At 43.6% G+C, this 26,446-nt stretch carries 23 protein-coding genes; all 23 read left to right on the forward strand.

Translation table 11 applies throughout. From position 1 onward, the window contains the following. Positions 1-19 precede the first annotated feature (19 nt). Entirely contained in the window at positions 20-1,264 is a 1,245-nt protein-coding gene (dapG, locus tag FS736_RS03380; protein ID WP_144474923.1) for an aspartate kinase, read from the forward strand. 53 nt (positions 1,265-1,317) lie between these two features. Beyond that, complete coding sequence (dapA, locus tag FS736_RS03385; protein WP_144474924.1) at positions 1,318-2,184, forward strand: 4-hydroxy-tetrahydrodipicolinate synthase; 867 nt, start codon at positions 1,318-1,320, stop codon at positions 2,182-2,184. Positions 2,185-2,379: 195 nt separating this feature from the next. After that, on the forward strand, positions 2,380-4,050 hold the full coding sequence (locus FS736_RS03390; protein ID WP_144474925.1) for a ribonuclease J: 1,671 nt from the start codon (positions 2,380-2,382) through the stop codon (positions 4,048-4,050). A 217-nt stretch (positions 4,051-4,267) separates the two neighbouring features. Next, positions 4,268-4,459: a hypothetical protein gene (locus FS736_RS03395; RefSeq protein ID WP_144474926.1), complete on the forward strand. Its 192-nt coding sequence runs from the start codon at positions 4,268-4,270 to the stop codon at positions 4,457-4,459. Positions 4,460-4,564: 105 nt separating this feature from the next. Continuing rightward, a complete protein-coding gene (locus FS736_RS03400) occupies positions 4,565-5,326 on the forward strand; it encodes a ClpP family protease (RefSeq protein WP_395883494.1) in 762 nt (253 codons plus the stop codon). Next, positions 5,323-5,535, forward strand: coding sequence for a YlzJ-like family protein (locus FS736_RS03405; protein ID WP_144474927.1), 213 nt, complete (start codon positions 5,323-5,325; stop codon positions 5,533-5,535). The genes FS736_RS03400 and FS736_RS03405 overlap by 4 nt, the downstream gene beginning before the upstream one ends. A 182-nt stretch (positions 5,536-5,717) precedes the next feature. Beyond that, positions 5,718-8,054 carry a DNA translocase FtsK gene (locus FS736_RS03410; protein ID WP_144474928.1) on the forward strand — a complete coding sequence of 779 codons (2,337 nt, stop codon included), beginning with the start codon at positions 5,718-5,720 and terminating at the stop codon, positions 8,052-8,054. 309 nt (positions 8,055-8,363) lie between these two features. Then, positions 8,364-9,089, forward strand: coding sequence for a GntR family transcriptional regulator (locus FS736_RS03415; protein ID WP_144474929.1), 726 nt, complete (start codon positions 8,364-8,366; stop codon positions 9,087-9,089). Between the two features lie 88 nt (positions 9,090-9,177). Next, complete coding sequence (locus tag FS736_RS03420; protein WP_251541956.1) at positions 9,178-10,275, forward strand: BMP family lipoprotein; 1,098 nt, start codon at positions 9,178-9,180, stop codon at positions 10,273-10,275. 192 nt (positions 10,276-10,467) lie between these two features. Beyond that, positions 10,468-11,991 (forward strand): ABC transporter ATP-binding protein, encoded by a 1,524-nt coding sequence (locus FS736_RS03425; protein WP_144474930.1) that lies wholly within the window; start codon positions 10,468-10,470, stop codon positions 11,989-11,991. Then, positions 11,988-13,067 carry an ABC transporter permease gene (locus tag FS736_RS03430; RefSeq protein ID WP_144474931.1) on the forward strand — a complete coding sequence of 360 codons (1,080 nt, stop codon included), beginning with the start codon at positions 11,988-11,990 and terminating at the stop codon, positions 13,065-13,067. The genes FS736_RS03425 and FS736_RS03430 overlap by 4 nt, the downstream gene beginning before the upstream one ends. A gap of 1 nt (position 13,068) precedes the next feature. Continuing rightward, positions 13,069-14,022, forward strand: coding sequence for an ABC transporter permease (locus tag FS736_RS03435; protein ID WP_144474932.1), 954 nt, complete (start codon positions 13,069-13,071; stop codon positions 14,020-14,022). A 186-nt stretch (positions 14,023-14,208) separates the two neighbouring features. Then, positions 14,209-15,294: a GGDEF domain-containing protein gene (locus FS736_RS03440; protein WP_144474933.1), complete on the forward strand. Its 1,086-nt coding sequence runs from the start codon at positions 14,209-14,211 to the stop codon at positions 15,292-15,294. A gap of 230 nt (positions 15,295-15,524) precedes the next feature. Further along, complete coding sequence (yfmF, locus tag FS736_RS03445; RefSeq protein ID WP_144474934.1) at positions 15,525-16,802, forward strand: EF-P 5-aminopentanol modification-associated protein YfmF; 1,278 nt, start codon at positions 15,525-15,527, stop codon at positions 16,800-16,802. Beyond that, positions 16,802-18,094, forward strand: coding sequence for an EF-P 5-aminopentanol modification-associated protein YfmH (yfmH, locus tag FS736_RS03450; protein WP_144474935.1), 1,293 nt, complete (start codon positions 16,802-16,804; stop codon positions 18,092-18,094). Before yfmF ends, yfmH begins: the two co-directional genes overlap by 1 nt. Positions 18,095-18,165: 71 nt before the next feature. Next, a complete protein-coding gene (ymfI, locus tag FS736_RS03455) occupies positions 18,166-18,888 on the forward strand; it encodes an elongation factor P 5-aminopentanone reductase (RefSeq protein WP_144474936.1) in 723 nt (240 codons plus the stop codon). A 101-nt stretch (positions 18,889-18,989) separates the two neighbouring features. After that, positions 18,990-19,247, forward strand: a complete 258-nt coding sequence (locus FS736_RS03460) for a DUF3243 domain-containing protein (protein ID WP_144474937.1) — start codon at positions 18,990-18,992, stop codon at positions 19,245-19,247. 194 nt (positions 19,248-19,441) lie between these two features. Then, positions 19,442-20,233: a DUF3388 domain-containing protein gene (locus FS736_RS03465; protein WP_144475010.1), complete on the forward strand. Its 792-nt coding sequence runs from the start codon at positions 19,442-19,444 to the stop codon at positions 20,231-20,233. Positions 20,234-20,253: 20 nt separating this feature from the next. Next, the gene (locus tag FS736_RS03470) at positions 20,254-21,135 is read left to right on the forward strand and encodes a helix-turn-helix domain-containing protein (protein WP_144474938.1); all 882 of its coding nucleotides are present in this window, start codon (positions 20,254-20,256) and stop codon (positions 21,133-21,135) included. 223 nt (positions 21,136-21,358) lie between these two features. Beyond that, positions 21,359-21,937 (forward strand): CDP-diacylglycerol--glycerol-3-phosphate 3-phosphatidyltransferase, encoded by a 579-nt coding sequence (gene pgsA, locus FS736_RS03475; RefSeq protein WP_144474939.1) that lies wholly within the window; start codon positions 21,359-21,361, stop codon positions 21,935-21,937. A gap of 23 nt (positions 21,938-21,960) precedes the next feature. Beyond that, positions 21,961-23,208: a competence/damage-inducible protein A gene (locus FS736_RS03480; RefSeq protein ID WP_144474940.1), complete on the forward strand. Its 1,248-nt coding sequence runs from the start codon at positions 21,961-21,963 to the stop codon at positions 23,206-23,208. Between the two features lie 282 nt (positions 23,209-23,490). Then, positions 23,491-24,531 (forward strand): recombinase RecA, encoded by a 1,041-nt coding sequence (gene recA / locus FS736_RS03485; protein WP_144474941.1) that lies wholly within the window; start codon positions 23,491-23,493, stop codon positions 24,529-24,531. Between the two features lie 295 nt (positions 24,532-24,826). Further along, positions 24,827-26,389 (forward strand): ribonuclease Y, encoded by a 1,563-nt coding sequence (gene rny / locus FS736_RS03490; RefSeq protein ID WP_144475011.1) that lies wholly within the window; start codon positions 24,827-24,829, stop codon positions 26,387-26,389. The last annotated feature ends 57 nt before the right edge of the window (positions 26,390-26,446 follow it).

Raw genomic sequence — 26,446 nt, forward strand, 5'->3', positions numbered from 1 at the left:
GAATTTCTGAGGTGTTACGATGAAAATAATCGTTCAAAAATTTGGCGGTACGTCTGTTCGTGATGAGCAAAGCCGCAGTCACGCAATAGGCCATATTAAAAATGCGGTTGCTGACGGATATAAAGCAGTTGTGGTTGTTTCTGCGATGGGCAGGAAGGGTGATCCGTACGCTACAGACACTCTCCTCAGCCTGATTGGTGGAAATGGGAGCAGGATCAGCAAGCGCGAGCACGACCTGCTGCTTTCTTGCGGTGAAACGATTTCGAGTGTGGTTTTTACAAATATGCTGATAGAAAATGGCATCAATGCGACTGCCCTTACTGGTGCACAGGCAGGGTTCAGGACCAACAGCGAGCATACGAACGCAAGGATCCTGGATATGAAGTGTGACCGTTTGCTGCGGGAACTGGACCATGTTGATGCAGTCGTTGTAGCAGGATTCCAGGGAGCAGCCAAAAATGGAGACGTAACAACGATTGGCAGAGGCGGCAGTGATACGTCCGCAGCAGCATTAGGCGCGGCTTTGAACGCTGAATGGATTGACATCTTTACCGATGTTGAAGGAATCATGACAGCTGATCCGAGGATTGCGGATAACGCACGGCCTCTTTCTGTGGTGACCTATACAGAGGTGTGCAATATGGCATATCAGGGCGCGAAGGTCATCCACCCTCGTGCTGTCGAGATTGCCATGCAGGCAAAAGTACCGATCAGGATCAGGTCCACGTATTCTGATGGCCTCGGGACATTAGTTACAACCCTGAATCGTGAAAATAAAGGAACTGACATCAAGGAGCGTCCTGTTACAGGCATCGCCCATGTTTCGAATGTCAGCCAAATCAAAGTTTTTGCCAAAAAGGACCAATACAATCTACAATCAGAAGTGTTCAAGGCTATGGCCAATGAAAACATCAGCGTGGATTTCATCAATATTTCCCCTAATGGAGTAGTGTATACTGTGCTGGATGAAATGACAGACCGGGCAGTGAAAGTCCTCGAAGGATTAGGCCACACACCGCAGATAGAGAAGAATTGTGCGAAGGTCTCTGTCGTAGGGGCAGGTATGGCAGGTGTTCCAGGTGTGACCTCGAAGATCGTTACAGCACTGTCTGAGAAGGGCATCCGGATTCTCCAATCCGCTGACAGCCACACAACCATTTGGGTCCTGGTCAAACAGGATGATTTGGGGAAGGCAGTGAATGCACTTCATGATGCTTTCCAGCTCGAAGAAGAAACAATAGAGTTCGAAAGACACGATATATAAAATGGCTTCCAGCCTTGGCAGACGGAAGCTTTTGAGAATAGGAGTGAACAGGAATGGTTCAATTCGGAAGAGTATCTACAGCAATGGTGACCCCATTTGATCATAAAGGTCACATTGATTTCGCTAAAACGACCCAGCTAGTCAACCATTTGATTTCGAACGGTACAGATTCACTGGTTGTCGCGGGAACGACAGGTGAATCTCCGACTCTTTCAAAGGAAGAAAAAATCGCTTTATTTCAGCATGTCGTGAAAGTCGTTGACAAAAGAGTTCCCGTCATAGCAGGTACAGGCAGCAACAACACTTATGCTACTATCGAATTGACGAAAAAAGCCGAAGAAATTGGTGTGGACGCGATAATGATCGTTGCCCCTTATTATAACAAGCCAAACCAGGAAGGACTCTACCAGCATTTCAAAGCAGCAGCTGAAGCTACTTCATTGCCAGTGATGGTGTATAACATCCCGGGCAGGTCTGTAGTCAATATTCTTCCTGAAACGGTGATCAAGCTGGCAGAAATCCCGAATATCGTGGCCGTCAAGGAAGCAAGCGGCGACCTTAACGCGATGACGAAAATCATTGCCAGCACACCTGATGATTTCCTTCTTTACAGCGGTGACGACGGGTTGACACTTCCTGTGCTTGCTATTGGCGGGGTGGGCATCGTCTCTGTAGCATCCCATGTGATTGGCAACGAGATGCAAGCGATGGTTGATGCATTCTTCAGTGGAAGAAACGAGGATGCAGCGAAAATGCACCAGCGTCTCCTTCCAGTCATGCAAGGTTTGTTTGCCGCACCGAGCCCTGGACCAGTTAAAACTGCATTGCAGCTGAAAGGGCTCGACGTCGGCTCAGTGCGCTTGCCGATGGTTCCATTGACAGAGCAAGAAAGAACAGCGGTAGCGAAATTATTCGAATAGTACAAGGGCCGGCCTGGTAAGGCTGGCCTTATTTTATTGTGTATAAGTGTTTTGTATTTTTCTTTTTATGACCTGGATATGGAAGCCCACTGCCAATAGAGAGCCGGAGAATAAAGTTGTAAAGATTTTCTGCCATCAAGTATAATGATTTTAACTGATTTTGTTCGGGAGAAAACTCATAGGAGGGGCAGGGAATTGATTAAAAAGAAAAACGAAATTATTAAAATCATTGCGCTAGGTGGCGTAGGGGAAATCGGCAAAAATATGTATGTCACCGAAGTGGACAATGATATTTTTGTGGTGGATGCCGGGTTGATGTTTCCGGAGGATGAAATGCTGGGGATCGACATCGTCATTCCCGACTTTTCATATTTGAGTGCTAACAGTGAAAGAGTAAAAGGAATTTTCCTGACTCATGGCCATGAAGACCATATAGGAGCGCTGACCTACGTCCTGCGGAAAATGAATGTCCCGGTATATGGAACAAAGCTTACTCTTGCGCTGGCAAAGGAAAAAATGAGTGAGCAGGAATTTGTCGGCAAAGTCGAATTCCATGAAATTACGGCAGATACCAAACTGGACTTTGGCGTGGTTTCTGTTTCATTTTTCAAGACAAACCATAGTATCCCAGACTCTGTCGGAGTTTGTATCCATACATCGGAAGGGGCCATTGTACATACAGGGGACTATAAATTCGACCAGGCTGCAGCACCGATGTATAAGCCGGATATCGGCAGGATGGCCGCCATTGGCGAGCAAGGGGTTCTCTGCCTTCTTTCGGACAGTACAGAGGCTGAAAAACCTGGTTATACGCCTTCTGAAACAACTGTTATAGAGGAACTATCGAGCGTTTTTTATAAGGCAAATGGCCGCATCATTGCTGCCTGTTTTGCTTCGGATTTAAACAGGGTCCAACATCTTTTCAATAGTGCAGCTTCGCATGGCCGCAAGGTAGCGGTGGTGGGAAAAAGCCTGAAAAGGGTTTTTGATATCGCTCTGGAGCTCGGCTATCTTCAAGTTGAAAGTGACTTGCTCATTGCAGTGGATGACCTGAAGAAGTACGGCGATGCTGAAGTAGTTATTTTAACGACTGGCAGCCAGGGAGAGCCAATAGAAGTCCTGCAGAAAATGGCTAAGCAAGCCCATCCTCAGGTGAATATCAAGGAAGGGGACACTGTCCTGTTCGCTGCCTCTCCTCTAAGGGGAAGCGAAGTATTCATTTACAAAACAATGGATATGCTTTACCGGGCCGGAGCGAACGTAGTGGCGAGCAAGAAAAGTGTCCAGGTTTCAAGTCATGGAAGCCAGGAAGAATTAAAATTCATGATCAATTTGATGAATCCGAAATTCTTCATTCCTGTACACGGTGAATATAAAATGTTGAAAGCACATAAAAAAGTAGCTCAGTCATGTGGCATACCTGAAGAAAATATTTTCATACCTGACCGTGGAGATGTGATTGAGATTTCAGGCGGTAAACTAAAGGCCACAGAAAAAGTGCAGGCAGGAAACATATTGATAGATGGAATCGGTGTTGGAGATGTAGGGAATATCGTACTCCGTGACCGGAGACTGCTTTCACAGGATGGTGTATTAATTGTTGTCGTGACACTGAATAAAGCAGACAGGAAAATTGCTGCAGGGCCAGAAATTATTTCACGTGGGTTTGTATATGTACGCGAATCGGAAAAAATGATGGCAGAGTCAGCCTCCCTTATAAGGGATATTGTTGAAAAAAACCTTCTAAAAGAACCCTTCGACTGGGCTGGCTTAAAGCAGGAAATGCGCGATTCCTTAAATCAATATTTATTTGAAAAAACAAAACGCCGTCCTATGATCATGCCAATCTTAATGGAAGTAAAATAATAAGAGAAAAGAGGGTGTCTCAATAAGTTGTATAACATCAATTGAGAGTCCGCCTTTTTTCATTTCCTCATGTTTTTTGGTGGCAATTAAATAATCCCTAAAGAGGAATGATCTTGTTTTAATTTTATTTGTAAATAAATTTTGAAACCTGAGTTGATTGGAGTGGAAGGTGCGAAGACTCCTGCGGGCTCAGCGCCAGCCAAGAAGAATTTGGTCTTTGAAAAAGCTGGCACTTGAGCTTTTTCATAATTCTTCCCCCGCGGAAAGCGAAGTGCCTGGAATTGAAATCAACGGACCCATTTTACAAGCCGACCTAAATAAAGAGGGTGTCCCAAAATTTTATACCTTTTGGGATACCCTCTTTATTGTTTGCTGTTTTTCGATAGGTTCAACTGAAAAAGCCCTTTAGGTAAATTGATTTGCTTGAAAACATCCTTCATAAAAACCGCTTCCGGAATGAAATTGAGGATGATGTTCATACTAAAATTATCATGCCTGAAGGGAGCATTTAAGGATGGATAAGGAAATGAATATAAACAGTGCAGAAACCCAGGAAGGACAACAAGGACCAGAGGGGGAACAGGAAAATAAACCATCAGGCCTTCTTGAAAAGATCCAGCAGCTTGGCCAGACGAATGTACCGCAGCTGTCCCAGGATTCGAAAATCCATTGCCTGACGATTGTAGGCCAAATTGAAGGCCATATGCAGCTGCCGCCTCATAACAAGACAACAAAATATGAACATCTTATTCCGCAGCTTGTTGCTATTGAGCAGAACCCGAATATCGAAGGCCTTCTTGTCATCCTGAACACGGTTGGCGGTGACGTAGAAGCGGGTCTAGCCATTTCAGAGATGCTTGCTTCCCTTTCGAAGCCGACAGTCTCGATCGTGTTAGGAGGAGGCCATTCAATCGGTGTGCCGATCGCAGTTTCCTGTGATTATTCTTTTATCGCTGAAACAGCGACGATGACCATTCATCCAATCAGATTGACTGGTCTGGTAATCGGGGTTCCTGCAACCTTTGAATACCTGGATAAAATGCAAGAGAGAGTTGTTAATTTTGTGACGAAGCATTCGAACATTCCTGAGGAAAAATTCAAAGAGCTTATGTTTGCCAAAGGAAACCTGACCAGGGACATTGGAACAAATGTCGTTGGCCATGATGCAGTGGACATGGGCTTGATCCATGAAGTCGGCGGCATCGGACAAGCAATGAAGAAGCTCAATGAACTGATCGATATAAATAAGCCAAAGACAGAAGTGATCGTGCAATGATCCTGTATACAATGATGCCCCATGAACAGATATTCCCTTATAGCGAGGAAGAAGCGATTAACCAGGTTATGATTTCCTACAACGGAATCCCGCTAATGGCTGAATGGACAGAAAATAATGAATACCGGATCGTCAGGGTCATGAGTACGGATCCGAATCACTATATGGACCCAATATGCAGACCCGGGTCGACCCTTTCACTTTCTTAGAATGGTATTGTTTTTATGCGCTTATTAAAACGAAGTGCCGTTTCAACTGGCAAATATGATATAATATGGATACACTCAGCATTGGGCAGCCGGATAGGGCTGCTTTTCTTCTTACTGAAGTTTGAAGGTTCGTTTTGTTGTTTATGCTGTAAGTGAAGCTATATAGATTCAGGTGATATATAATGGCCAAAAAGAAAAGACGGCAATCGAGAAAGAAGAATGCAGTAAAAACAACCGTTCAATATGAACTTGCCGGGTTAGCCTTGCTCGCATTGGCCATCATTGCGATGGCAGATCTGGGCGCTGTCGGAAGAACAATCGTGATGTTTTTCCGCTTTTTCTTCGGCGAATGGTACATGCTCAGTCTCGTTGGACTTGTCGTATTCAGCATCTTTATAATGTGGAAAAGACGACTCCCTTTCATTTTCCACACTAAATTGATTGGTACATACCTGATTATCGGTGCGATTTTGTTGCTGAGTCATGTGACCTTGTTTGAGCTCTTATCCAATGGGGGGAAGTTTAAAGACCCCAGTGTCATCAAGAATACCTTTGAATTATTTGTCATGGAAGCGAAAGGCGAGACAAGCACCACAGACCTTGGCGGCGGAATGATCGGCGCAGTGATGTTTGCGTTGTTTTACTATTTATTCGATGCAGCAGGCTCCCAGCTGATTGCGTTTCTTTTAATTATCATTGGCGGAATTCTTGTAACAGGCAGAACCTTTACAGAAGTTACGAGTAAGATTATTGCGCCTATGGGCGGGTTCATCAGAGATCAATGGCTTTCATTCATTGAGGACTTGAAGCAATGGAAAGAAAATCAGCAGCAAAAGAAATCAGTCCAAAACAAAGAAGCTAAAAAGGCTAAAAATGAAGGTAAGCAGACAGCCATGGAAGAGGGTTCTGTGGAAAAAACAATTGACATTCCTGTGGAACCGACTCCAGAACCAATCATCTCCAGCTTTGCAGAACGGGCATATGCAACTCCGTCTGAAACACAAATACAGCAGCCCGAAAAGAAAGCTAAAGCGGAAACTAAATCCGAAGACGATGGAGAGGACCTGCAGCAGCCGATTACTTTTACAGAGGTAGAGAATACTTCTTATGAGCTGCCGCCAATTGATTTATTGAAACTCCCGAATAAAACCGACCAAAGCGGCGAATATGAAATGATTCATGCAAATGCGGCTAAGCTTGAGCGAACATTCCATAGTTTTGGGGTGAAAGCAAGGGTTACCCAGGTCCATCTCGGGCCAGCCGTTACAAAATATGAAGTCCATCCGGATGTCGGAGTGAAGGTCAGCAGGATTGTTAGCTTGAATGATGATTTAGCGCTTGCTTTGGCTGCAAAGGATATCAGGATTGAGGCGCCAATTCCAGGTAAGTCTGCAATCGGGATCGAAGTTCCCAACTCAGAGGTGGCAATGGTTTCTTTACGGGAAGTCATTGAATCAAAGCAGCATAATAAACCAGGGTCAAAGCTCCAGATTGGACTTGGACGTGATATTACAGGCGAAGCAGTGCTGGCAGAATTGAATAAAATGCCCCATCTCCTTGTTGCCGGAGCGACAGGCAGCGGAAAGAGTGTCTGTATAAACGGAATCATCACAAGTATCCTGATGCGGGCCAAGCCTCATGAGGTCAAACTGATGATGATCGACCCTAAAATGGTCGAACTGAATGTCTACAATGGTGTCCCTCATTTGCTGGCGCCAGTGGTAACGGATGCGAAAAAGGCATCTCAGGCGCTCAAGAAAGTGGTCAATGAGATGGAAAGGCGTTATGAACTCTTCTCACATACCGGAACAAGAAACATAGAAGGCTATAATGAATATATCAAGCGGTACAATAATGAGGAAGAGGCCAACCAGCCACTTCTGCCTTTCATTGTTGTCATTGTGGACGAGCTGGCAGACTTGATGATGGTCGCATCCTCAGATGTCGAAGATTCGATCACACGGCTGGCACAGATGGCCCGTGCGGCTGGAATCCATTTGATCATCGCTACCCAAAGGCCTTCTGTCGATGTCATTACCGGCGTCATCAAAGCGAACATTCCTTCAAGAATCGCATTTGCCGTATCTTCAATGACAGACTCAAGGACGATACTGGATATGGGCGGCGCCGAGAAGCTGCTGGGAAGAGGAGACATGCTGTTCCTGCCGGTTGGCGCATCGAAGCCTGTCAGGGTACAGGGAGCATTTTTGTCAGATGATGAGGTAGAAGAAGTTGTGAATTATGTGATCGGGCAACAGAAGGCGCAATACCAGGAAGAAATGATTCCTGAAGATGTTCCAGAGAATACCTCGGAAGTCGAGGATGATTTGTACAGTGATGCTGTGGACCTTGTCGTCGAGATGCAGACAGCATCTGTATCTATGCTCCAGAGAAGGTTCAGGATTGGATATTCACGTGCTGCCAGACTAATTGATGAGATGGAACTTCGCGGAATTGTCGGGCCATATGAAGGCAGCAAACCACGTAATGTTCTGGTTGCTAAGTCAGAAGAAGCATAAGAATTGACTGTGAATGGGCAAAAAGTCGGATGCGTGCATCCGGCTTTTATTATTGTTTCTGGGGATTTAGCACTTGTAAAACCTAATAGTGTCATACTATTAAAAACGCTTTCAAACTACAATTATATCAGAAATATAGGTTATTTGTCCCGAAAAAATTGACAATTTTGGTCTTTCTAGCTTTTTTCGACAAAATGTTGAAACTCTATTTATTTATCCTTAAAAAAGTGTTATAGTATTTTCGATTAGTAGGAATGCTATACATCAGAGGTCTGATGTCTTTGAGCAAAAAGGTTGGAGGAACGCCTCATGTCGATCAAATCAGATAACCGGCACCTGTATTTACAAGTAATCGATCACCTGAAGCAGGATATTCAGAAGGGTGTTTATAAAGAAAGAGAAAAACTCCCATCAGAATTCGATCTTGCCAAACAGCTTGGCGTAAGCAGAGCTACACTAAGGGAAGCCTTGCGGATTCTTGAAGAAGAAAATGTGATTATCCGCCGGCATGGTGTAGGTACTTTCGTGAACGCTAAACCATTGTTTTCTTCAGGAATCGAGCAGCTTAACAGTGTTACCGCAATGATTGAACAGGCCGGGATGAAGCCAGGAACCATCTTTTTGAACTCTACGACTACCGGGCCAACTGAAGAGGATATCCGTCGTTTTTCATGCTCTGTGGATGATGAAATCACTTTGATTGAACGAGTAAGGACCGCAAATGGGGAACCTGTTGTCTATTGTCTGGACAAAATCCCCGGAAAAATCCTGTCTGGTGACTTTTCATATGAAGATGAATCACTGCTTCATCTCCTTGAAGTCATGTCGAACAGGAAGGTTACATATGCGGTCGCACAAATCGAGCCGATAGGCTATCATGAAAAAATTTCACCGATCCTGGAATGTGAACCCGAAACTGCCCTGCTTGTTTTAAAGCAGATGCATTTCGATGAAAATGACGTACCAATCCTTTATTCCGTAAATTACTTTAAAGCCGATAAGTTCAGTTTTCATGTCCTGAGAAAGAGAGTTTAATTTTTTCTGAGTTATGAAAACGCTATCTGTTCGGTTTTTCAGAACATTCCTGCGAAATCCAACAAACATTCTCTAGGGGGTACAAACCTTGAAAAAGCGTAAATTTGGTTTGGTAATGTCATTGCTTTTGGCAGCAGGCACAATGTTAGCTGGCTGTGGCAGCGATAGCGATGAAAAAGGCGGCGACAGCAAGAAGTCAGATTTAAAAGTTGGTATGGTTACGGATGCTGGTACAATTGATGACAAATCATTCAACCAGGGAACATGGGAAGGTATCCTGAAGGCTGAAGATAAATTCGGAGTCGACACAAAGTACCTTAAGCCTGCAGGAACAACTGAAGCTGAATATTTAAAAGAAATGGGTAACCTTTACGACGCAGGATATAAGTTCATCGTTACGCCTGGCTTTAAGTTCGAAACTGCTGTTTTCCAAGCCCAAGATAAATATAAAGATGCTAAGTTCGTCATTCTTGACGGAAATCCACATAATGGAGACTACAACCCTGTTGTAAAAGATAACACAGTCGCTGTATTCTTCGCAGAGCACGAATCAGGCTTCCTTGCTGGTGTAGCAGCTGCTCTTGAATTAAAAGAAGGTGAAGCTGGCTTCATCGGCGGTATGGAAATCCCTGCTGTACAGAAGTTCAACTGGGGCTTCCAGCAAGGTCTAAAGTATGCTAACGAAAACCTTGGAACAAATGTAGTAATCAAACAAGAAAACGTTATCTATCAAGGTTCATTTGATAATGCTGCTGCTGGCGGACAAATTGCTGCTCAGTACTATGACCGTGGCGTTGATGTAATCTTCACAGCTGCTGGCGGTGTTGGAGTAGGTGCTATTAAAGAAGCGAAAGACCGCGCTAAATCAGGCGAAAAAGTTTGGATCGTTGGTGTAGACGTTGACCAGTACGAAGATGGTAAGTACGAAGGCGACAAGTCAGTTATCCTGACTTCTGCAATGAAGAAGCTTGACCAGGTTTCTTACGACATGGTTCAGGCTGAACTTGATGGCAAATTCCCTGGCGGACAAACTCTGACTTTCGATGCCAAGAACGATGGTATCGGTCTTCCTGACAAGAACCCTAACCTAAGCGATGAAACTGTAAGCAAGGTTAAGGAAGTATATGAAAAGATCAAGTCTGAAGAGGTTAAAGTCTCTGCTGAACAAGGTGACTTGTTTAAGTAAAATAGAGTGAAAGAGACGGTTGTTTCCGTCTCTTTTGTCTATTAAAGTCTGAACGGTAAATTTTTGAAATAAGGACTTGAATATTTTCAATCTTTCAAAAGTCTTTTGAAGTTTTACCAGAAATTCTGTTCCAGTATAGGGGACTCCCTATTTAAAAAAGGTATAGAGTCTAATACAAAGGTGAGTGCTACTATGAGTTATGTTGTAGAAATGTTAAATATCCGGAAAGAGTTCCCGGGTATCGTAGCCAACGATAATATCACCCTTACATTGAAAAAAGGGGAAATCCATGCACTGTTAGGGGAAAATGGTGCAGGAAAATCAACCTTGATGGGCGTTTTATTCGGGATGTATCAGCCTGAAATAGGCGTTGTTAAAGTCCATGGAAAAGAAGTGCGCATCACGAATCCTAATGTGGCCAACCGTTTAGGAATCGGGATGGTGCACCAGCACTTTAAACTGGTTGAGAATTTTACCGTAACAGAAAATATCATACTGGGCAGCGAGCCGCTTAAAGGCATGGTGCTTGATATCGACAAAGCAGCAAAAAGAATTGAAGAATTATCAAAGCATTACGGATTGAATGTGGATCCACACGCGAAAATTGAAGATATTTCAGTAGGTATGCAGCAAAGGGTAGAAATTTTAAAGATGCTTTACCGAGAAGCAGACGTCTTGATATTGGATGAACCAACAGCTGTTCTTACACCAGCAGAAATTGATGAATTGATGAAGATTATGCGCAATCTTATTAAAGAAGGAAAGTCTATCATCATTATCACTCATAAACTGAAAGAAATTAAAGCAGTAGCTGACCGCTGTACGGTAATACGCCGTGGAAAGGGAATCGGCACTGTCAATGTGGCTGAAGCAAGTGAGGCAAGCCTTGCAGAAATGATGGTTGGCCGTCATGTTTCATTCAAAGTGGATAAGAAAGAAAGTGCTCCTGGAGAGGTAGTACTTAAAATAGATTCTCTATCTGTGAAAAACAATAGAAAAGTAATGGGCCTTAAAGATTTTTCACTTGAAGTCCGTACTGGTGAAATTGTTGGGATCGCCGGGGTCGAAGGCAATGGCCAAACAGAGCTTATTGAAGCAATCACAGGATTAAGAAAAGCGGAATCAGGCTCTATCCAGATTGATGGCACAGAGATCAGCAGCTTGCCTGTTCGCGAGCGACTTGAAAAGGGAATGAGCCATATTCCGGAAGACAGGCACAAACGCGGACTGGTTCTGGACTACTCGTTACAGGAAAATATGGTTCTGCAAATCTATAACAAGAAGCCTTTTTCAAAAAATGGGATATTGAACAAAAACGCTATGAAAACGTATGCTCAAAACATATTGACCAACTTTGATGTGCGATCAGGCGAAGGTGCAGTCTCTATCGCCAGGACACTATCAGGCGGCAATCAGCAAAAAGCGATCATTGGAAGGGAACTTGAGCTGGATCCGAAACTGCTGATTTGTGTACAGCCTACTCGCGGGCTGGACGTAGGTTCTATTGAATATATCCATAAGAGAATCGTAGAACACCGTGATAAGGGGAATGCAGTATTGCTTGTTTCTCTTGAGCTGGATGAAATCTTGCAGCTATCTGACCGTATAGCAATCGTTAACAACGGTGAACTGGTCGGAACAGTGATCGCTGCTGAAACGAACGAAAATGAAGTTGGTCTAATGATGGCAGGCGTGGCTAAGGAGAGAAGCATATGAGACATACCATCGTATCTATAATATCGATTTTATTAGGACTGGTGGCCGGGGGAATCCTGATGCTCTTCATCGGAAGCAACCCGATTGAAGGCTATTCCTATCTTCTTCAAGGTGCCCTGAAGAACCTTGAACGTATCGGGAATACCTTGGCTACGGCAACTCCACTTGTATTTACCGGTCTGTCCGTTGCTTTTGCATTCCGTACTGGTTTGTTCAATATTGGTGCTTCCGGCCAAATGTTAGTTGGCGGCTTATTGGCATCAGCTGTTGGTCTAACATATGATTTTTCAAGACCAGTCCTTCTTGCGGTCATGATTCTGGTGGGGATGCTTGGCGGAGCGCTTTGGGCATTCGTTCCTGGTTTGCTTAAGGCAAAATTCAATGTTCATGAGGTTGTATCGACAATCATGATGAACTGGATTGCTTATTGGACGATCTATTATGTGATTCCTGGATACTTCAAAGGGGAATTCCTCGAAACTGAATCCAAGAAGCTGGCAGAATCCGCTACCCTGCGTACGCCTTGGCTGACAGATATGTTCCAGGGTTCATACATCAACCTTGGATTGTTCCTTGCGGTCATTGCGGTAATCATTATAGCGTTCATTATCGATAAAACGACCTTAGGTTATGAGTTAAAGGCTGTAGGTTTTAATAGATTTGCAGCTGAATATGCAGGCATGAAAGTAAATCGCAATATTATTTTATCTATGCTGATTTCAGGTGCTCTTGCCGGACTCGGAGGAGTAGCGCTGTACACTGGTAATGCTTCCAGTATCCAGATCGGAATCCTGCCAGCCCAGGGTTATGATGGAATTGCAGTAGCATTGCTTGGTGCCAATAATCCAATTGGTGTATTCTTCGCAGCTGTTTTATTTGGAATCCTCTATTCTGGTACAGGCTTTATGAATGCGATGACTGAAATTCCTCCTGAACTGGCGAATACAATCATTGCGATCATTATCTACTTCGCAGCGACAAGTGTACTGATTGAGCGCTTGCTGAACAAATTCAAGAAGAGAAGCTCAAACCGAAAAGACAAAAGTGGTCCTGTAGTCGAGAAGGGAGATTCCTAAGATGTGGCATATTATAGAACAAATTTTTCCTTACGCGATTGTCTTTACAATTCCTCTTCTGATTACAGCCCTGGGCGGTCTTTTTAGTGAGCGAAGCGGAATTGTCAATATTGCCCTTGAAGGCTTGATGATCATCGGTGCTTTCTCTGGCGCTTTATCCATCCATTATCTGAGTGGTGTAATCGAAAACAATACGCTCGTTCTTTGGCTGGGATTATTGGCTGCTGTAGCAGCAGGCATCCTTTTTTCAATCTTGCATGCATTTGCGAGCATTAACTTGAATGCGGATCAAATCATCAGTGGTACGGCAATCAATTTGATTGCGACTGCCTTGACGATTTTCCTTGCAAGAAATATGACTGGAAGCGGGAATATCCGAATCACTAGTGGATTCACACCTTCGAATGTCCCTTTCTTGTCTGATATTCCGATAATTGGAGATCTTTTCTTTACAAAAACATATCCGACTACTTGGTTTGTATTGGCCATTCTTTTCATTAGTTCGTTTATCCTTTACAAAACAAGATTCGGTCTGCGTCTAAGATCCTGTGGTGAATTCCCGCAGGCAGCAGAGGCAGCAGGAATTAATGTGCGAAGAATACGCTATAGTGGAGTCCTTATTTCCGGTGCGTTTGCTGGTCTTGGCGGAGCTTTGATCATTGTGACTTACGCTGGTGAGTTCACAGGTACTGTATCTGGTCTAGGATTCCTTGCATTGGCATCCTTGATCTTTGGACAGTGGAAGCCGCTTGGCGTATTGGCAGCGACATTCTTCTTTGGTTTTGCCAGTACAATTGCAAACGTATCACAGGTAATTCCAGAATTGGCTGTCATCCCGCCAATTCTGCTGAAGATTTTCCCTTATGTCGTAACGCTGATCGCATTGGTCATCTTTTCTAAGTCTTCACAGGCTCCAAAAGCCGTCGGTGAAACATTCGACAGTGGAAAAAGATAAGTTTTTACCAAGAGGTGCCTTTATCGAGGTGCCTCTTTTCTATTCATTCGTTTAGTAACATTTGAGTAAAATGATAACCTTTAAAATATAGAAGAAAATGACACATTAAATTTAGAATTTTTCAAACCGTTATGGTAGAATATAGGAAAATGCTGGTTAAAAAAATAGCGGTAAGAGGTCTATAAGATGAAGCTATCATTATATTTGGATGACCGTGAAACAGAGAAGATATTTTCTTATTTGCGCTGGATTTTTCTTGTTATTGGTGTTCTTGTTTTTTATTATCCGCCTCTCGCTGACAGGCTGGATTTTACAGAAGAGACCTTCCCGCTGCTTTTGACAGTGGGATTCATTTATATGGCCTCTGCACAAATTGCCCTGGTCAAGCTGCCTCCTGGAAATGAATATTTTTCATTGCTTACTAAAGCAGGTATTGTATTCGACTATGTCGCACTCATCTGGCTGCTCGTTTTAACCAGGGGAACCATGTCTCCGCTATTTCCGATTTCATACTTGCTTGTCATGCATGCGACGATCTATTGGAGAACAAAGGGGGCGATTTTGTCCTCTGCCTTTTTAACTCTTGGATACAGCATCATTTATGTTACACAGGGACATTTTGAATTTTATACTTCCTTTGTGTTTATCCTGAATCTCGCGTTCATCTGGGTTGTCGGTGTATTTGGTTCACTTATTGTCATAAGGGAAAGAAAGCACCTCAAGCAAAAGGAAATTTTCCATGAATTGATGTTCACTGATTATCTCACGGGTTTATACAACCATAGGCATTTTCAGGAACAGTTGAGGATGCTTACTCTCAATAAGGAAGATTTCATGCTTGTCATGGGGGATATTGATTATTTTAAGCAGGTGAATGACCAGTTTGGCCACCTGACCGGTGATGAAATATTGAAGCGAATTGGGTTGATTTTTCAGGAGCTGGCCGACCGCCATGACGCACAGGCATTTCGATACGGTGGAGAAGAGTTTGCGTTCCTTTTGCCTTTAATGGATGAAATGAGACAAGTTGCCTTTTTTGAAGATCTTTATTCAACCCTGGCGGCTGAGGAATTTACCGGGGATTGTAAAACCATTACGATGAGCTTCGGAATTGCTTCCTCACAAACAGTGTCACTGCCTGATAAGCTATTAGGCTATACCGATCAGCTTTTGTACAGCGCGAAGGCTGCTGGCAGGAATCAGGTAAAATTTGAAACAGGCTATACATATCGTTTTGATGCTGTATCGGAAATTGCCGCAGCAAGAGAATGAAAATATAAAGCTCCCCATTTTGAGGGGAGCTTTTGTGTTCAAATTTAATCGAATTGGCAATTGCTTGAATTAGACAACTATGGAAAGGTATAGTTAGAGTGTATTTATAGGAATATTAAATATGAGCATCTCAACGTATACATAGAGTAAAGATGTTTTGCAGGATTACAAACAGTGAAGAATGGATAGAAAAAGATTACTTATCGTGTTCCCATTAAAGGAGGATTTAAATGGCTGTCATTTCAGAAACAATCAAGGATATGAAGGGTTACAAGCTTCACATCGTAAAAACAGCAAAGTTCAAGACAAACACAATTGTCTGGAAGATGAAAACACCTCTGACGAGCGAAAACGTAACAAAACGTGCTTTGCTTCCATACGTTCTGCAGAGCAGCTCAAAAGCATACGAGACAACTTCAAAGCTGCGCTCCTATTTAGATGAGCTCTATGGGGCCAATCTTTATGTTGATGTATCCAAAAAAGGGGAGTACCAGGTCATTAGCTTCTCGCTTGAAATTGCCAATGAAAAATTCCTGAGTGACCCAGAGCCTTTGTTGAAAAAGGGGATGGAATTAATCGCAGAAATCCTTGTCAATCCTCTGGCCGAGAATGATGCTTTTGACAAAGAAACGGTGGAGAAGGAAAAGCGCACCCTTAAACAGAGGATTCAGGCAGTTTATGATGATAAAATGCGCTACTCCAATTTCAGGCTTGTACAGGAAATGTGTAAAGGTGAGCCGTATGCATTGCATGTGAATGGAGAAATAGACGATATCCCCCAGATTAATGAGGGGAACTTGTATGAGTATTACAAGCAGGCTTTTGCAGAGGACGAAATGGATTTGTACATTATTGGCGATGTGAACGAAGACGAAGTCCATTCCACTGCTGACGAACTGCTTCAATTCGAGGATAGGGTCCCTGTGAAGGTGGAAACACATCATGCTGGCAGCATAGAAGAAAAAACAGTAAAAGATCAGGAAGATGTAAAACAAGGCAAGCTGAATATCGGCTATCGGACAAATGTGCTTTATGGTGATCAGGACTATTATGCACTTCAGGTGTTCAATGGTATCTTTGGCGGCTTCTCACATTCCAAGTTATTTTTGAATGTCCGCGAAAAAAACAGCCTTGCCTATTATGTCGCCAGTCGTCTTGAAAGCCACAAGGGTTTGATGATGGTCATGTCTGGTATCGAATTCGAAAATTTTGAGCTCGCTGTTAAAATAATCCGTGAACAAATGGAAGCCATGCAAGCAGGCGATTTTACCGATCAGGAAGTTGAACAGACAAAAGCGGTGATTGAAAACCAAATGCTTGAAACTATGGATACTGCAAGAGGCATGGTAGAGGTCCTTTATCATAATGTTGTATCAGATCAAAATGTTAGCCTCGATGACTGGCTTCAGGGCATGAGTAAAACCACAAAAGAAGAAATCGTCGATGTAGCCAAGAAGGTCCAGCTTGACACGGTTTACTTCTTAACTGGATTGGAGGCGGACAAATAATGGAGAAGATCACTTTTGAACAACTTCAGGAAGAAATGTACTATGAAAAGCTGAATAATGGGCTTGATGTCTACATTCTGCCGAAAAAAGGCTTCAATAAAACATATGCCACATTTACAACGAAATTCGGTTCAATCGATAATCACTTCCTTCCTCCGGGAAAGGATGAATACGTTAAGGTCCCTGATGGCATTGCCCACTTCCTTGAGCATAAATTATTTGAAAAGGAAGATGGGGATGTATTTCAGCAGTTCAGCAAGCAGGGTGCATCTGCGAATGCTTTCACATCGTTTACGAGGACTGCTTACTTATTTTCCAGTACCTCCAATGTGGAGAAAAACCTTGAAACACTGATTGACTTCGTTCAAGAGCCTTATTTCACAGAGAAGACGGTTGAAAAGGAAAAGGGAATCATCGGGCAGGAAATCACGATGTATGATGACAACCCTGACTGGAGGCTGTATTTCGGGCTTATACAGAATATGTATAAAAACCACCCAGTAAGCATCGATATCGCGGGTACCATCGAATCGATTTCCCATATAACGAAAGATATGCTGTATGAATGCTATGAAACCTTCTACCACCCAAGCAATATGCTGCTGTTTGTGGTTGGTCCTGTCAACCCTGATGAAATCATGGGCCAGATAAAAGATAACCAGAGCAAGAAAGAGTATAAGAACAAGCCTGAAATCCAGCGGAAATTTGATGCAGAACAGGCTGGAGTCGCTGAAAAGAAACAAGTCCTTAAAATGAACGTCCAAACATCAAAATGCCTTGTGGGAATCAAAGCTGCCAACCCGACTGAATCAGGAAGCGAAATGCTGAAAAATGAACTTTCAGTTAATGTGCTCCTTGATATGCTATTTGGAAAAAGCTCTGATAACTACACTGAATTGTATAGTTCGGGGTTGATTGACGACACGTTTTCCTATGACTATTCACAGGAGCAAGGTTTCGGGTTCGCGATGGTTGGCGGAGATACAAATGAGCCGGATGTCCTGGCCAGTAAGCTTGAAGCGATGCTGAAGGAAGCGAAATCGGGTCAGGGACTCACTGCTGAAAGCCTCGAAAGGACAAAAAAGAAAAAAATTGGGGCTTTCTTAAGAGCGGTGAATTCACCAGAATATATCGCAAATCAATTCACGCGTTACGCTTTCAATGATATGGATTTGTTCGAAGTAGTCCCTGTGCTTGAAAGTCTCACAATGGATGATCTCAATCAGGCAGCTGAACGGCTTATATCAGAGGACCGATTCACAGTCTGCCAGGTAGTTCCAAAGGGGAAGTAACTGACATATGAAGCGTGTGCGCCGGCCTTTCCCGGCGCATATTTAATTAGAAATGGTGAGAGGGAAAAGACATGAAAAGATTCGCATTGGTGACAGGTGCAAGCGGAGCAATCGGTAAAGCAATCTCAATCAAGCTGGCATCAGAAGGTTATTCGCTTTACTTACATTACAATCAGAACGAAAAGGGAATTGGAGAGCTTTTAAGCGAGATTGGCTCATTTGGCGGAGAATATATACCGATCAAGGCCAATTTAGCCTCGAAGACAGGTTATCTTGAATTAGCCAACCAGATTTTTTCGATTGATGCAATCGTACATAATGCTGGCAATGCTTTATATGGCCTTCTCGAGGATTTGGAAGAAGAAGAAACAGAAGCCTTGATTCAAATCCATGTTACAACGCCGCTTCTTCTGACAAAAAAGCTGCTTCCAAAATTGCGGCAAAAACAAAATGGGAATATTGTGATTGTCTCATCTATATGGGGCCAGACAGGAGCGTCATATGAGGTGGCGTATTCAACAGTAAAGGGAGCGCAGTTGGCATTTGCGAAAGCGCTAAGCAAAGAACTGGCACCTTCTAATATTAGGGTGAACGCAGTTGCGCCTGGAGCGATCCAGACTCCAATGGTAGACGGATTTACCCTCGAGGAACTTGAAGCGATTGCTGCTGAGGTCCCATCCGGCCGTCTTGGGACCCCTGAAGAAGTAGCAAATGGCGTGGAATTCCTTTTATCAGAGAAATCCTCCTATATTACCGGACAGGTTGTGGCAATCAACGGCGGCTGGCTGACCTGAACAATTTGTGACAAATTTTCTAATCCCGTTTCTTGATGAATAATTCTCCGCGAACCAATGCAAAATAACCTTGTACTATTTTAGACAAGGAGGTTGTCAATATGTCTGTATTGGAAAATTGGAATCAGTGGAAAGACTTCCTGGGAGACCGTCTTCATCAGGCGCAGGATAAAGGGATGAATAAAGAAGTAATGGGTGATCTTGCATACCAGATCGGCGACTATCTTGCCAAGAACGTCGACCCTAAGAACGAACAGGAAAGAGTTCTTTCAGACCTTTGGTCAGTAGCAAGCCCGGACGAGCAGCATGCGATCGCTACCATGATGGTAAAGCTTGTTCAAAACAACGGAAGTAAATAGGTGAGTTTGATGAAGAGGGGACTTACATTCCTCTCTTTTTTTATTTATAACAGTCCATATCAGATGCATTAGGGCAGTTTTCATTTCTGGCTTGTTTTTCCTTTCATCTTCTTAGAAAATCATATATTATAGTAGCTAGATAATCGATGTCAAAATGTGTCGCAATTATTGGCTGAAAGCAGAGGAGGAGAATGATGGAGAAGAAAGAATGGTACTTGGAATATGAAATAATGATTAACCGTCCAGGACTGCTAGGTGATATTTCCTCTTTGCTTGGAATGCTGTCCATCAATATTGTAACGATCAATGGTGTGGATGAAGGAAGACGTGGCCTATTGATCCTTGCGAAAGATGATGATCAAATTGAGAGACTTGAGTCAATTTTAAATACTATGGATACAATAAGGGTAATTAAAATCAGGGAGCCTAAACTGCGTGACCGGATGGCGGTAAGACATGGCAGGTACATACAACGTGATGCGGACGATAAAAAAACATTCCGGTTTGTAAGGGATGAACTTGGACTGCTGGTCGACTTTATGGCAGAATTGTTTAAGATGGAGGGGCATAAACTGATTGGCATACGTGGAATGCCTCGTGTCGGAAAGACAGAATCTGTTGTGGCATCAAGTGTTTGTGCCAATAAAAGATGGCTTTTTGTTTCCTCTACATTATTGAAGCAGACAATTCGCAATCAGTTGATTGAGGATGAGTACAATGCTGATAACCTATTCATCATCGATGGTATTGTTTCAACAAGGAGAGCCAATGAAAAGCACTGGCAGCTTGTCAGGGAAATCATGCGCCTTCCTGCAGTCAAGGTTGTGGAACATCCTGATATTTTTGTCCAGAACACAGAATATACATTGGATGATTTTGATTATATTATCGAATTAAGAAATAACCCCGATGAGGAAATCGTATATGATATGGTCCAGAAGAATCACATGTTTACTGATTCCGATTTTGGAGGATTTGATTTTTAACAGTATTGGAAGGTGTTATCGTGTCTGAGTTAGGAATTATTTTAAAGGAAGCACGGGAAGCAAAAGGTCTCAGCCTGGACGAACTGCAGTCCATCACGAAAATTCAAAAGCGTTATCTCCTGGGCATTGAAGAAGGCAATTATTCTATGATGCCAGGTAAGTTCTATGTTCGGGCATTCATCAAACAATATGCCGAAGCAGTGGGCCTTGATCCGGACCAGCTTTTTGAACAGCATAAATCCGAAATCCCATCTTCATATAACGAAGAGTTGCCAGAACAGCTGTCACGTGTCCAATCGAGGAAGAGTCTTTCACCAGAAACTTCTAAGGTTCTGAATGTACTTCCAAAAATATTGATTGGCATATTCATTATTGGCGCGATAGCTCTCGTGTGGTATTTAATTGTCAAAAACGCTGGCGATGACGCTGGACAGACTGCGAATACCAAAAAGGACCAGCCAATCGTTGAAGAACCTGCAGGGAGCGCGGAAGATGCCGCTGATGATGATCCAAGCGAATCTGATACCCCTGCTGAGGAAAAACCTGCTGAAGAAGAAGCAGAGCCTGAAACCCCGGCACAGGAGCTTACAGTCTCTTCTAGCAATGGCAGCAAGACGGTATACGAACTGAAGAATACCGATAAATTTGCCATCAAGATTGTTTCACTTGGGCAAACATGGGTTGGCCTTTCTAATGGGGCTGGGAAATCGATCTTCCAGGGTATGCTGGATAAAGACAAAACTGGAAGCCATACAGAAGATATGACCAGTGAAACAGAGGCAGTCATCAATATCGGACGGGCTACCGAAACGGAAATTTACGTAAACGACCAAAAGCTAGAGTACGCCGTTTCGCCGGAAGAGGATATGACCCAGCTGATCACAATCAAATTTGTGAAATAATGTAACGTAATAAAATGCAGTCCGATTAGAGGCTGCTGCAACAAAAATGCCCGTATGGACGTTTGTTTATACGGGCTATACTATTAGTGCTAAGCTCCAGCGCTTCTCGGAGCTTGTTGAGGTGCTTGCCGCTTCAGGCATATTTAATGTCGTTTTTTACATATTGGATATAATGAAGAAGTCAGCCAAATGGCTGTGTAATTAACATCTGGAGGAATAGGATATGAACTTGCCAAATAAAATTACGGTTTCACGCATTTTATTGATTCCGTTATTCTTGATCGTGATGGTTGTTCCATTTTCCTGGGGCGAGATTGCCCTGCTTGGAACGACAATGCCGGTCACTCATTTAGTAGGAGCGCTGATTTATATTTTCGCTTCTGTTACAGACTGGGTTGATGGGTATCTTGCACGGAAACATAATCTCGTTACGAATCTGGGGAAATTCCTTGATCCGCTGGCGGATAAACTTCTGGTCTCCTCGGCACTGATTGTGCTTGTTGAACTTGGGTATGCCCCAGCGTGGATTGTCATCGTGATCATCAGCAGGGAGTTTGCCGTGACAGGGCTTCGTTTATTGCTTGCGGGAGGCGGCGAGGTTGTTGCTGCCAAGATGCCAGGGAAAATCAAAATGTGGGCTCAAACAGTCGCGATTTCCGCTTTGTTGCTGCATAATATCATCTTTGAAGCTTTCTCAATCCCGTTTGCCGATATCGCCTTATGGGTGGCGATGTTCTTTACAATCTGGTCTGGTTGGGACTACTTCGCCAAGAACAAGCAAATATTCAGCAATTCTAAATAAAGGATTTGCCAGGAGGATGTCATATGAATGCAGAAATCATAGCAGTTGGATCTGAATTGCTTCTCGGGCAAATTGTCAATACAAACGCCAGGTTCCTGTCAAGGCAGCTTGCAGACCTGGGAATCAATGTATTCTATCACACGGTTGTCGGGGATAATTCCGATAGGCTGAAAAGTGCAATCAGGATTGCCCAGGAACGTGCAGAATTGATCATTTTCACTGGCGGCCTTGGGCCAACTAAAGATGACCTCACCAAAGATACCATTGCCGCTCAGCTCGGAAAGAAATTGGTGCTTGATGAGGAAGCCATGAGGTCGATCGAACTCTATTTTGAAAAAACGAAGAGGGTAATGACCGAGAATAACAGGAAGCAGGCTCTCGTGATTGACGGTTCCGTTATTCTTAAGAACGAAAATGGCATGGCTCCGGGTATGTTCCTGTCAACATCTGACCACAAGTATATGCTGTTGCCGGGTCCTCCTTCTGAAATGGAGCCCATGTTCCTGAAATATGGCCAGGCAGCTATCACTGGCATAAATGGCAGCCAGGCAAGGATTGAATCAAGAGTCCTGCGTTTTTTTGGAATAGGCGAGGCAGCATTGGAAGCACAAATAGAGGATTTAATCGATCAGCAAAGCAATCCGACCATTGCCCCGCTGGCAGGTGACGGGGAAGTGACCCTGAGGCTTACAGCAAGAGATGATGCTAATGGCACTGCCCAGGAATTAATTGATAAAGTGGAAGCGGAAATCATGGACAGAGTCGGCGAGTATTTCTATGGTTACGACGAAACCTCACTAATATTGGAACTTTCCAAACTAGTAAAAAGCAAGAACTTGACGATATCAGCAGCGGAAAGCCTTACAGGCGGGATGTTCCAGGAGGAATTGACCTCTGTTTCCGGAGCCAGCAGCCTTTTTAAGGGCGGGATTGTATGCTATTCAAATGAGGCTAAAATCGGACTGGTGAACGTCAGCCCTGCTACAATAGAGAACTTCGGGGCTGTCAGCAAAGAATGTGCGGAAGAGCTTGCGGTCAATATTGCATCGATCACCAATTCGGAAATTGGCTTAGGCTTCACGGGAGTGGCAGGCCCTGACTCTCTTGAAGGGCATCCGGCAGGAACTGTTTTCATTGGTGTACATATAAAGGGGAAGCCAGTGCATGTAGAAAAATTGAACCTGAGCGGGTCACGAGCTGCAATCAGGAGCAGGTCAGTGAAGTTTGGCTGCCAGCTGCTAATTAATAGATTATCAGAAACACGGAAGTGATTTGCTTCCGTGTTTTTTCATTAGCGAGGTTCCTGGAGTACCGAATAGGCAGATTACTTGCCGAATTCGTGTTTTAAAGGGGATGTTCCTACTCAAAATTAGTAAAAAAGCTATTTAAAATTCAGTTTTAATGATTATTCCAGCTTCAAAAAAAACGAATAAATGTTCGATTTTTTAATGGACAAACCGCATGGAAAAAGGTATAGTAATAGTAGGCTTTGAATAAGAGATTTGCGGACAGGCAGTATGCAGTTCGTTTTTTATATAAAAGGAGGAAATTGTGTGAGTGATCGTCAAGCGGCGTTAGATATGGCATTAAAACAAATCGAAAAGCAATTTGGTAAAGGCTCTGTAATGAAGTTGGGTGAGAAGACAGATACCAAGATTTCTACTTCTCCAAGTGGTTCTCTTGCGCTGGACACAGCGCTGGGAATAGGCGGCTATCCTCGCGGACGTGTTATCGAAATCTATGGACCTGAAAGTTCAGGTAAGACAACTGTTGCGCTCCATGCGATTGCTGAGGTGCAGGCTAATGGCGGCCAGGCAGCGTTCATTGACGCTGAACACGCGCTGGATCCTGTATATGCACAAAAACTCGGTGTAAACATTGATGAGCTTCTTTTGTCACAGCCGGACACAGGAGAGCAGGCGCTTGAAATCGCTGAAGCACTTGTACGAAGCGGCGCGATTGATATCATTGTTATTGACTCCGTTGCAGCTCTAGTCCCTAAGGCAGAAATCGAAGGTGAGATGGGTGATTCCCATGTCGGTCTTCAGGCTCGTTTGATGTCCCAGGCATTGCGCAAACTTTCCGGTGCAATCAACAAATCAAAGACTATCGCGATCTTCATCAACCAGATTCGTGAAAAGGTTGGCGTCATGTTCGGTAACCCTGAGACTACACCAGGCGGCCGTGCTTTGAAGTTCTACTCAAGTGTCCGTCTTGAAGTGCGCCGTGCTGAAACGTTGAAGCAGGGCAATGACATGGTCGGTAACAAAACGAAGATTAAAGTTGTCAAGAACAAGGTTGCACCTCCGTTCCGTACAGCTGAAGTGGATATCATGTACGGTGAAGGAATCTCCAAAGAAGGTGAAATCATCGATATGGGATCAGACCTTGATATCGTAGATAAAAGCGGTTCATGGTATTCCTATAATGGTGAACGTCTTGGACAGGGAAGGGAAAACGCAAAGATTTTCCTTAAAGAAAACCCATCCATCCGTCTTGAAATTCAGAAGAAAATCCGTGACCACTACGGTCTGGATGGCGAATTCACTGTGACTGAAACAGACGAAGACCAGGAAGAACTTCAACTGGATTAATAGATTTACACTAAGGATTAGCAAGGTCTCCTGAATGACAGGAGGCCTTTTTGGTATGAATTCACTCTAAAAATAAGAATTGATTGAATAATTAATTAAAATCGATGACATCCTTATGGGACAAACCCTTGACAATAAAATTTGGCAGCTTTACAATTAAAAATGTATATTTTACATTTTCATGGTATTAAAAACGTTTAAAAGCATTAGAGCTGTATGTTGATGCTTGTAACAATGTACATGCCGACACTTTAAAAAACGTAACACAAGTTCATAGCAAGAGGAGGTGAAAATGATGGATCTAATTATTTCAATCATCTCCATTTTGCTTGGCCTATTCGTCGGTGCAGTTGTTGGCTATTTTTATCGTAAATCCGTTGCGGAAGCAAAAATTGCAGGTGCCAAAAACGCCGCAGAACAAATTATTGAAGATGCGAAGCGTGGAGCAGAGGCAATGAAGAAGGAAGCCCTGCTGGAGGCTAAGGATGAAAATCACAAACTGCGTACTGAAGCAGAACGTGAGATTCGTGAACGAAGAAATGAACTGCAAAAACAAGAAAATCGTTTATTGCAAAAAGAGGAGAATCTTGATCGTAAAGATGAGTCGTTGAACAAACGCGAGAATCTTTTAGAGAAAAAAGATGACGCTCTTACCAAAAGACAACAGCATATTGAAGAGATGGAAAGCAAAGTGGACGAGATGGTACGAAATCAGCAGGCTGAACTGGAACGCATCTCGAGCTTAACGCGTGATGAGGCTAAATCCATCATTTTGGAGCGTACTGAGCAAGAACTTGCTCACGACATTGCACTAATGATTAAGGAAAACGAAAACAGGGCGAAAGAAGAATCCGATAAGAAAGCGAAAGAGGTACTTTCACTTGCCATCCAAAGATGCGCAGCTGACCATGTCGCTGAAACGACTGTGTCGGTCGTGAATCTTCCGAATGATGAAATGAAGGGACGCATTATCGGACGTGAGGGACGGAATATCCGCACCCTGGAAACGTTGACGGGAATAGACCTCATAATTGATGATACTCCGGAAGCAGTTATATTATCCGGATTTGACCCAATCAGACGTGAAACAGCCCGATTAGCTCTGGAAAAGCTTGTCCAGGATGGACGTATTCATCCGGCCCGAATCGAAGAAATGGTTGAGAAGGCACGCCGTGAAGTGGATGAACATATTCGCGAGGTTGGTGAACAGACGACCTTCGAAGTGGGAGTACATGGGCTGCATCCAGACCTCATCAAGATTCTTGGCCGCTTGAAGTATCGTACAAGCTACGGACAGAATGTTCTTAAGCATTCAATGGAAGTAGCCCAATTGTCCGGATTGCTTGCTGCAGAGCTAGGTGAAGATGAAACATTGGCTCGCCGAGCAGGACTCCTGCATGACATCGGAAAGGCAATTGACCATGAAGTAGAAGGCAGCCACGTTGAAATTGGCGTGGAGCTCGCTACCAAGTACAAGGAACATCCTGTTGTCATCAACAGCATTGCTTCCCACCATGGTGATACTGAGCCTACATCGATCATCGCAGTTCTAGTTGCTGCTGCTGATGCATTATCAGCTGCAAGGCCAGGTGCCCGCAGCGAAGCACTTGAAAACTATATCCGCCGTCTTGAAAGACTCGAAGAAATCTCGGAATCCTATGAAGGGGTCGAGAAGTCCTTCGCTATTCAAGCGGGAAGAGAAATCAGGATCATGGTTCGACCTGATCAAATCGATGACTTGCAGGCACACCGCCTCGCTCGTGATATCCGTAAGAAAATCGAGGAAGAGCTCGATTATCCAGGACATATCAAGGTTACAGTCATCCGTGAAACACGTGCAGTTGAATACGCAAAATAAAGCGGTGCTTCGGCGCCGCTTTTTATATTGTGGTCACATTGCTGTTTTCCTCTGATC

Source organism: Cytobacillus oceanisediminis 2691, assembly GCF_007678455.1.
Taxonomy (GTDB): domain Bacteria; phylum Bacillota; class Bacilli; order Bacillales; family Cytobacillaceae; genus Mesobacillus; species Mesobacillus oceanisediminis_A.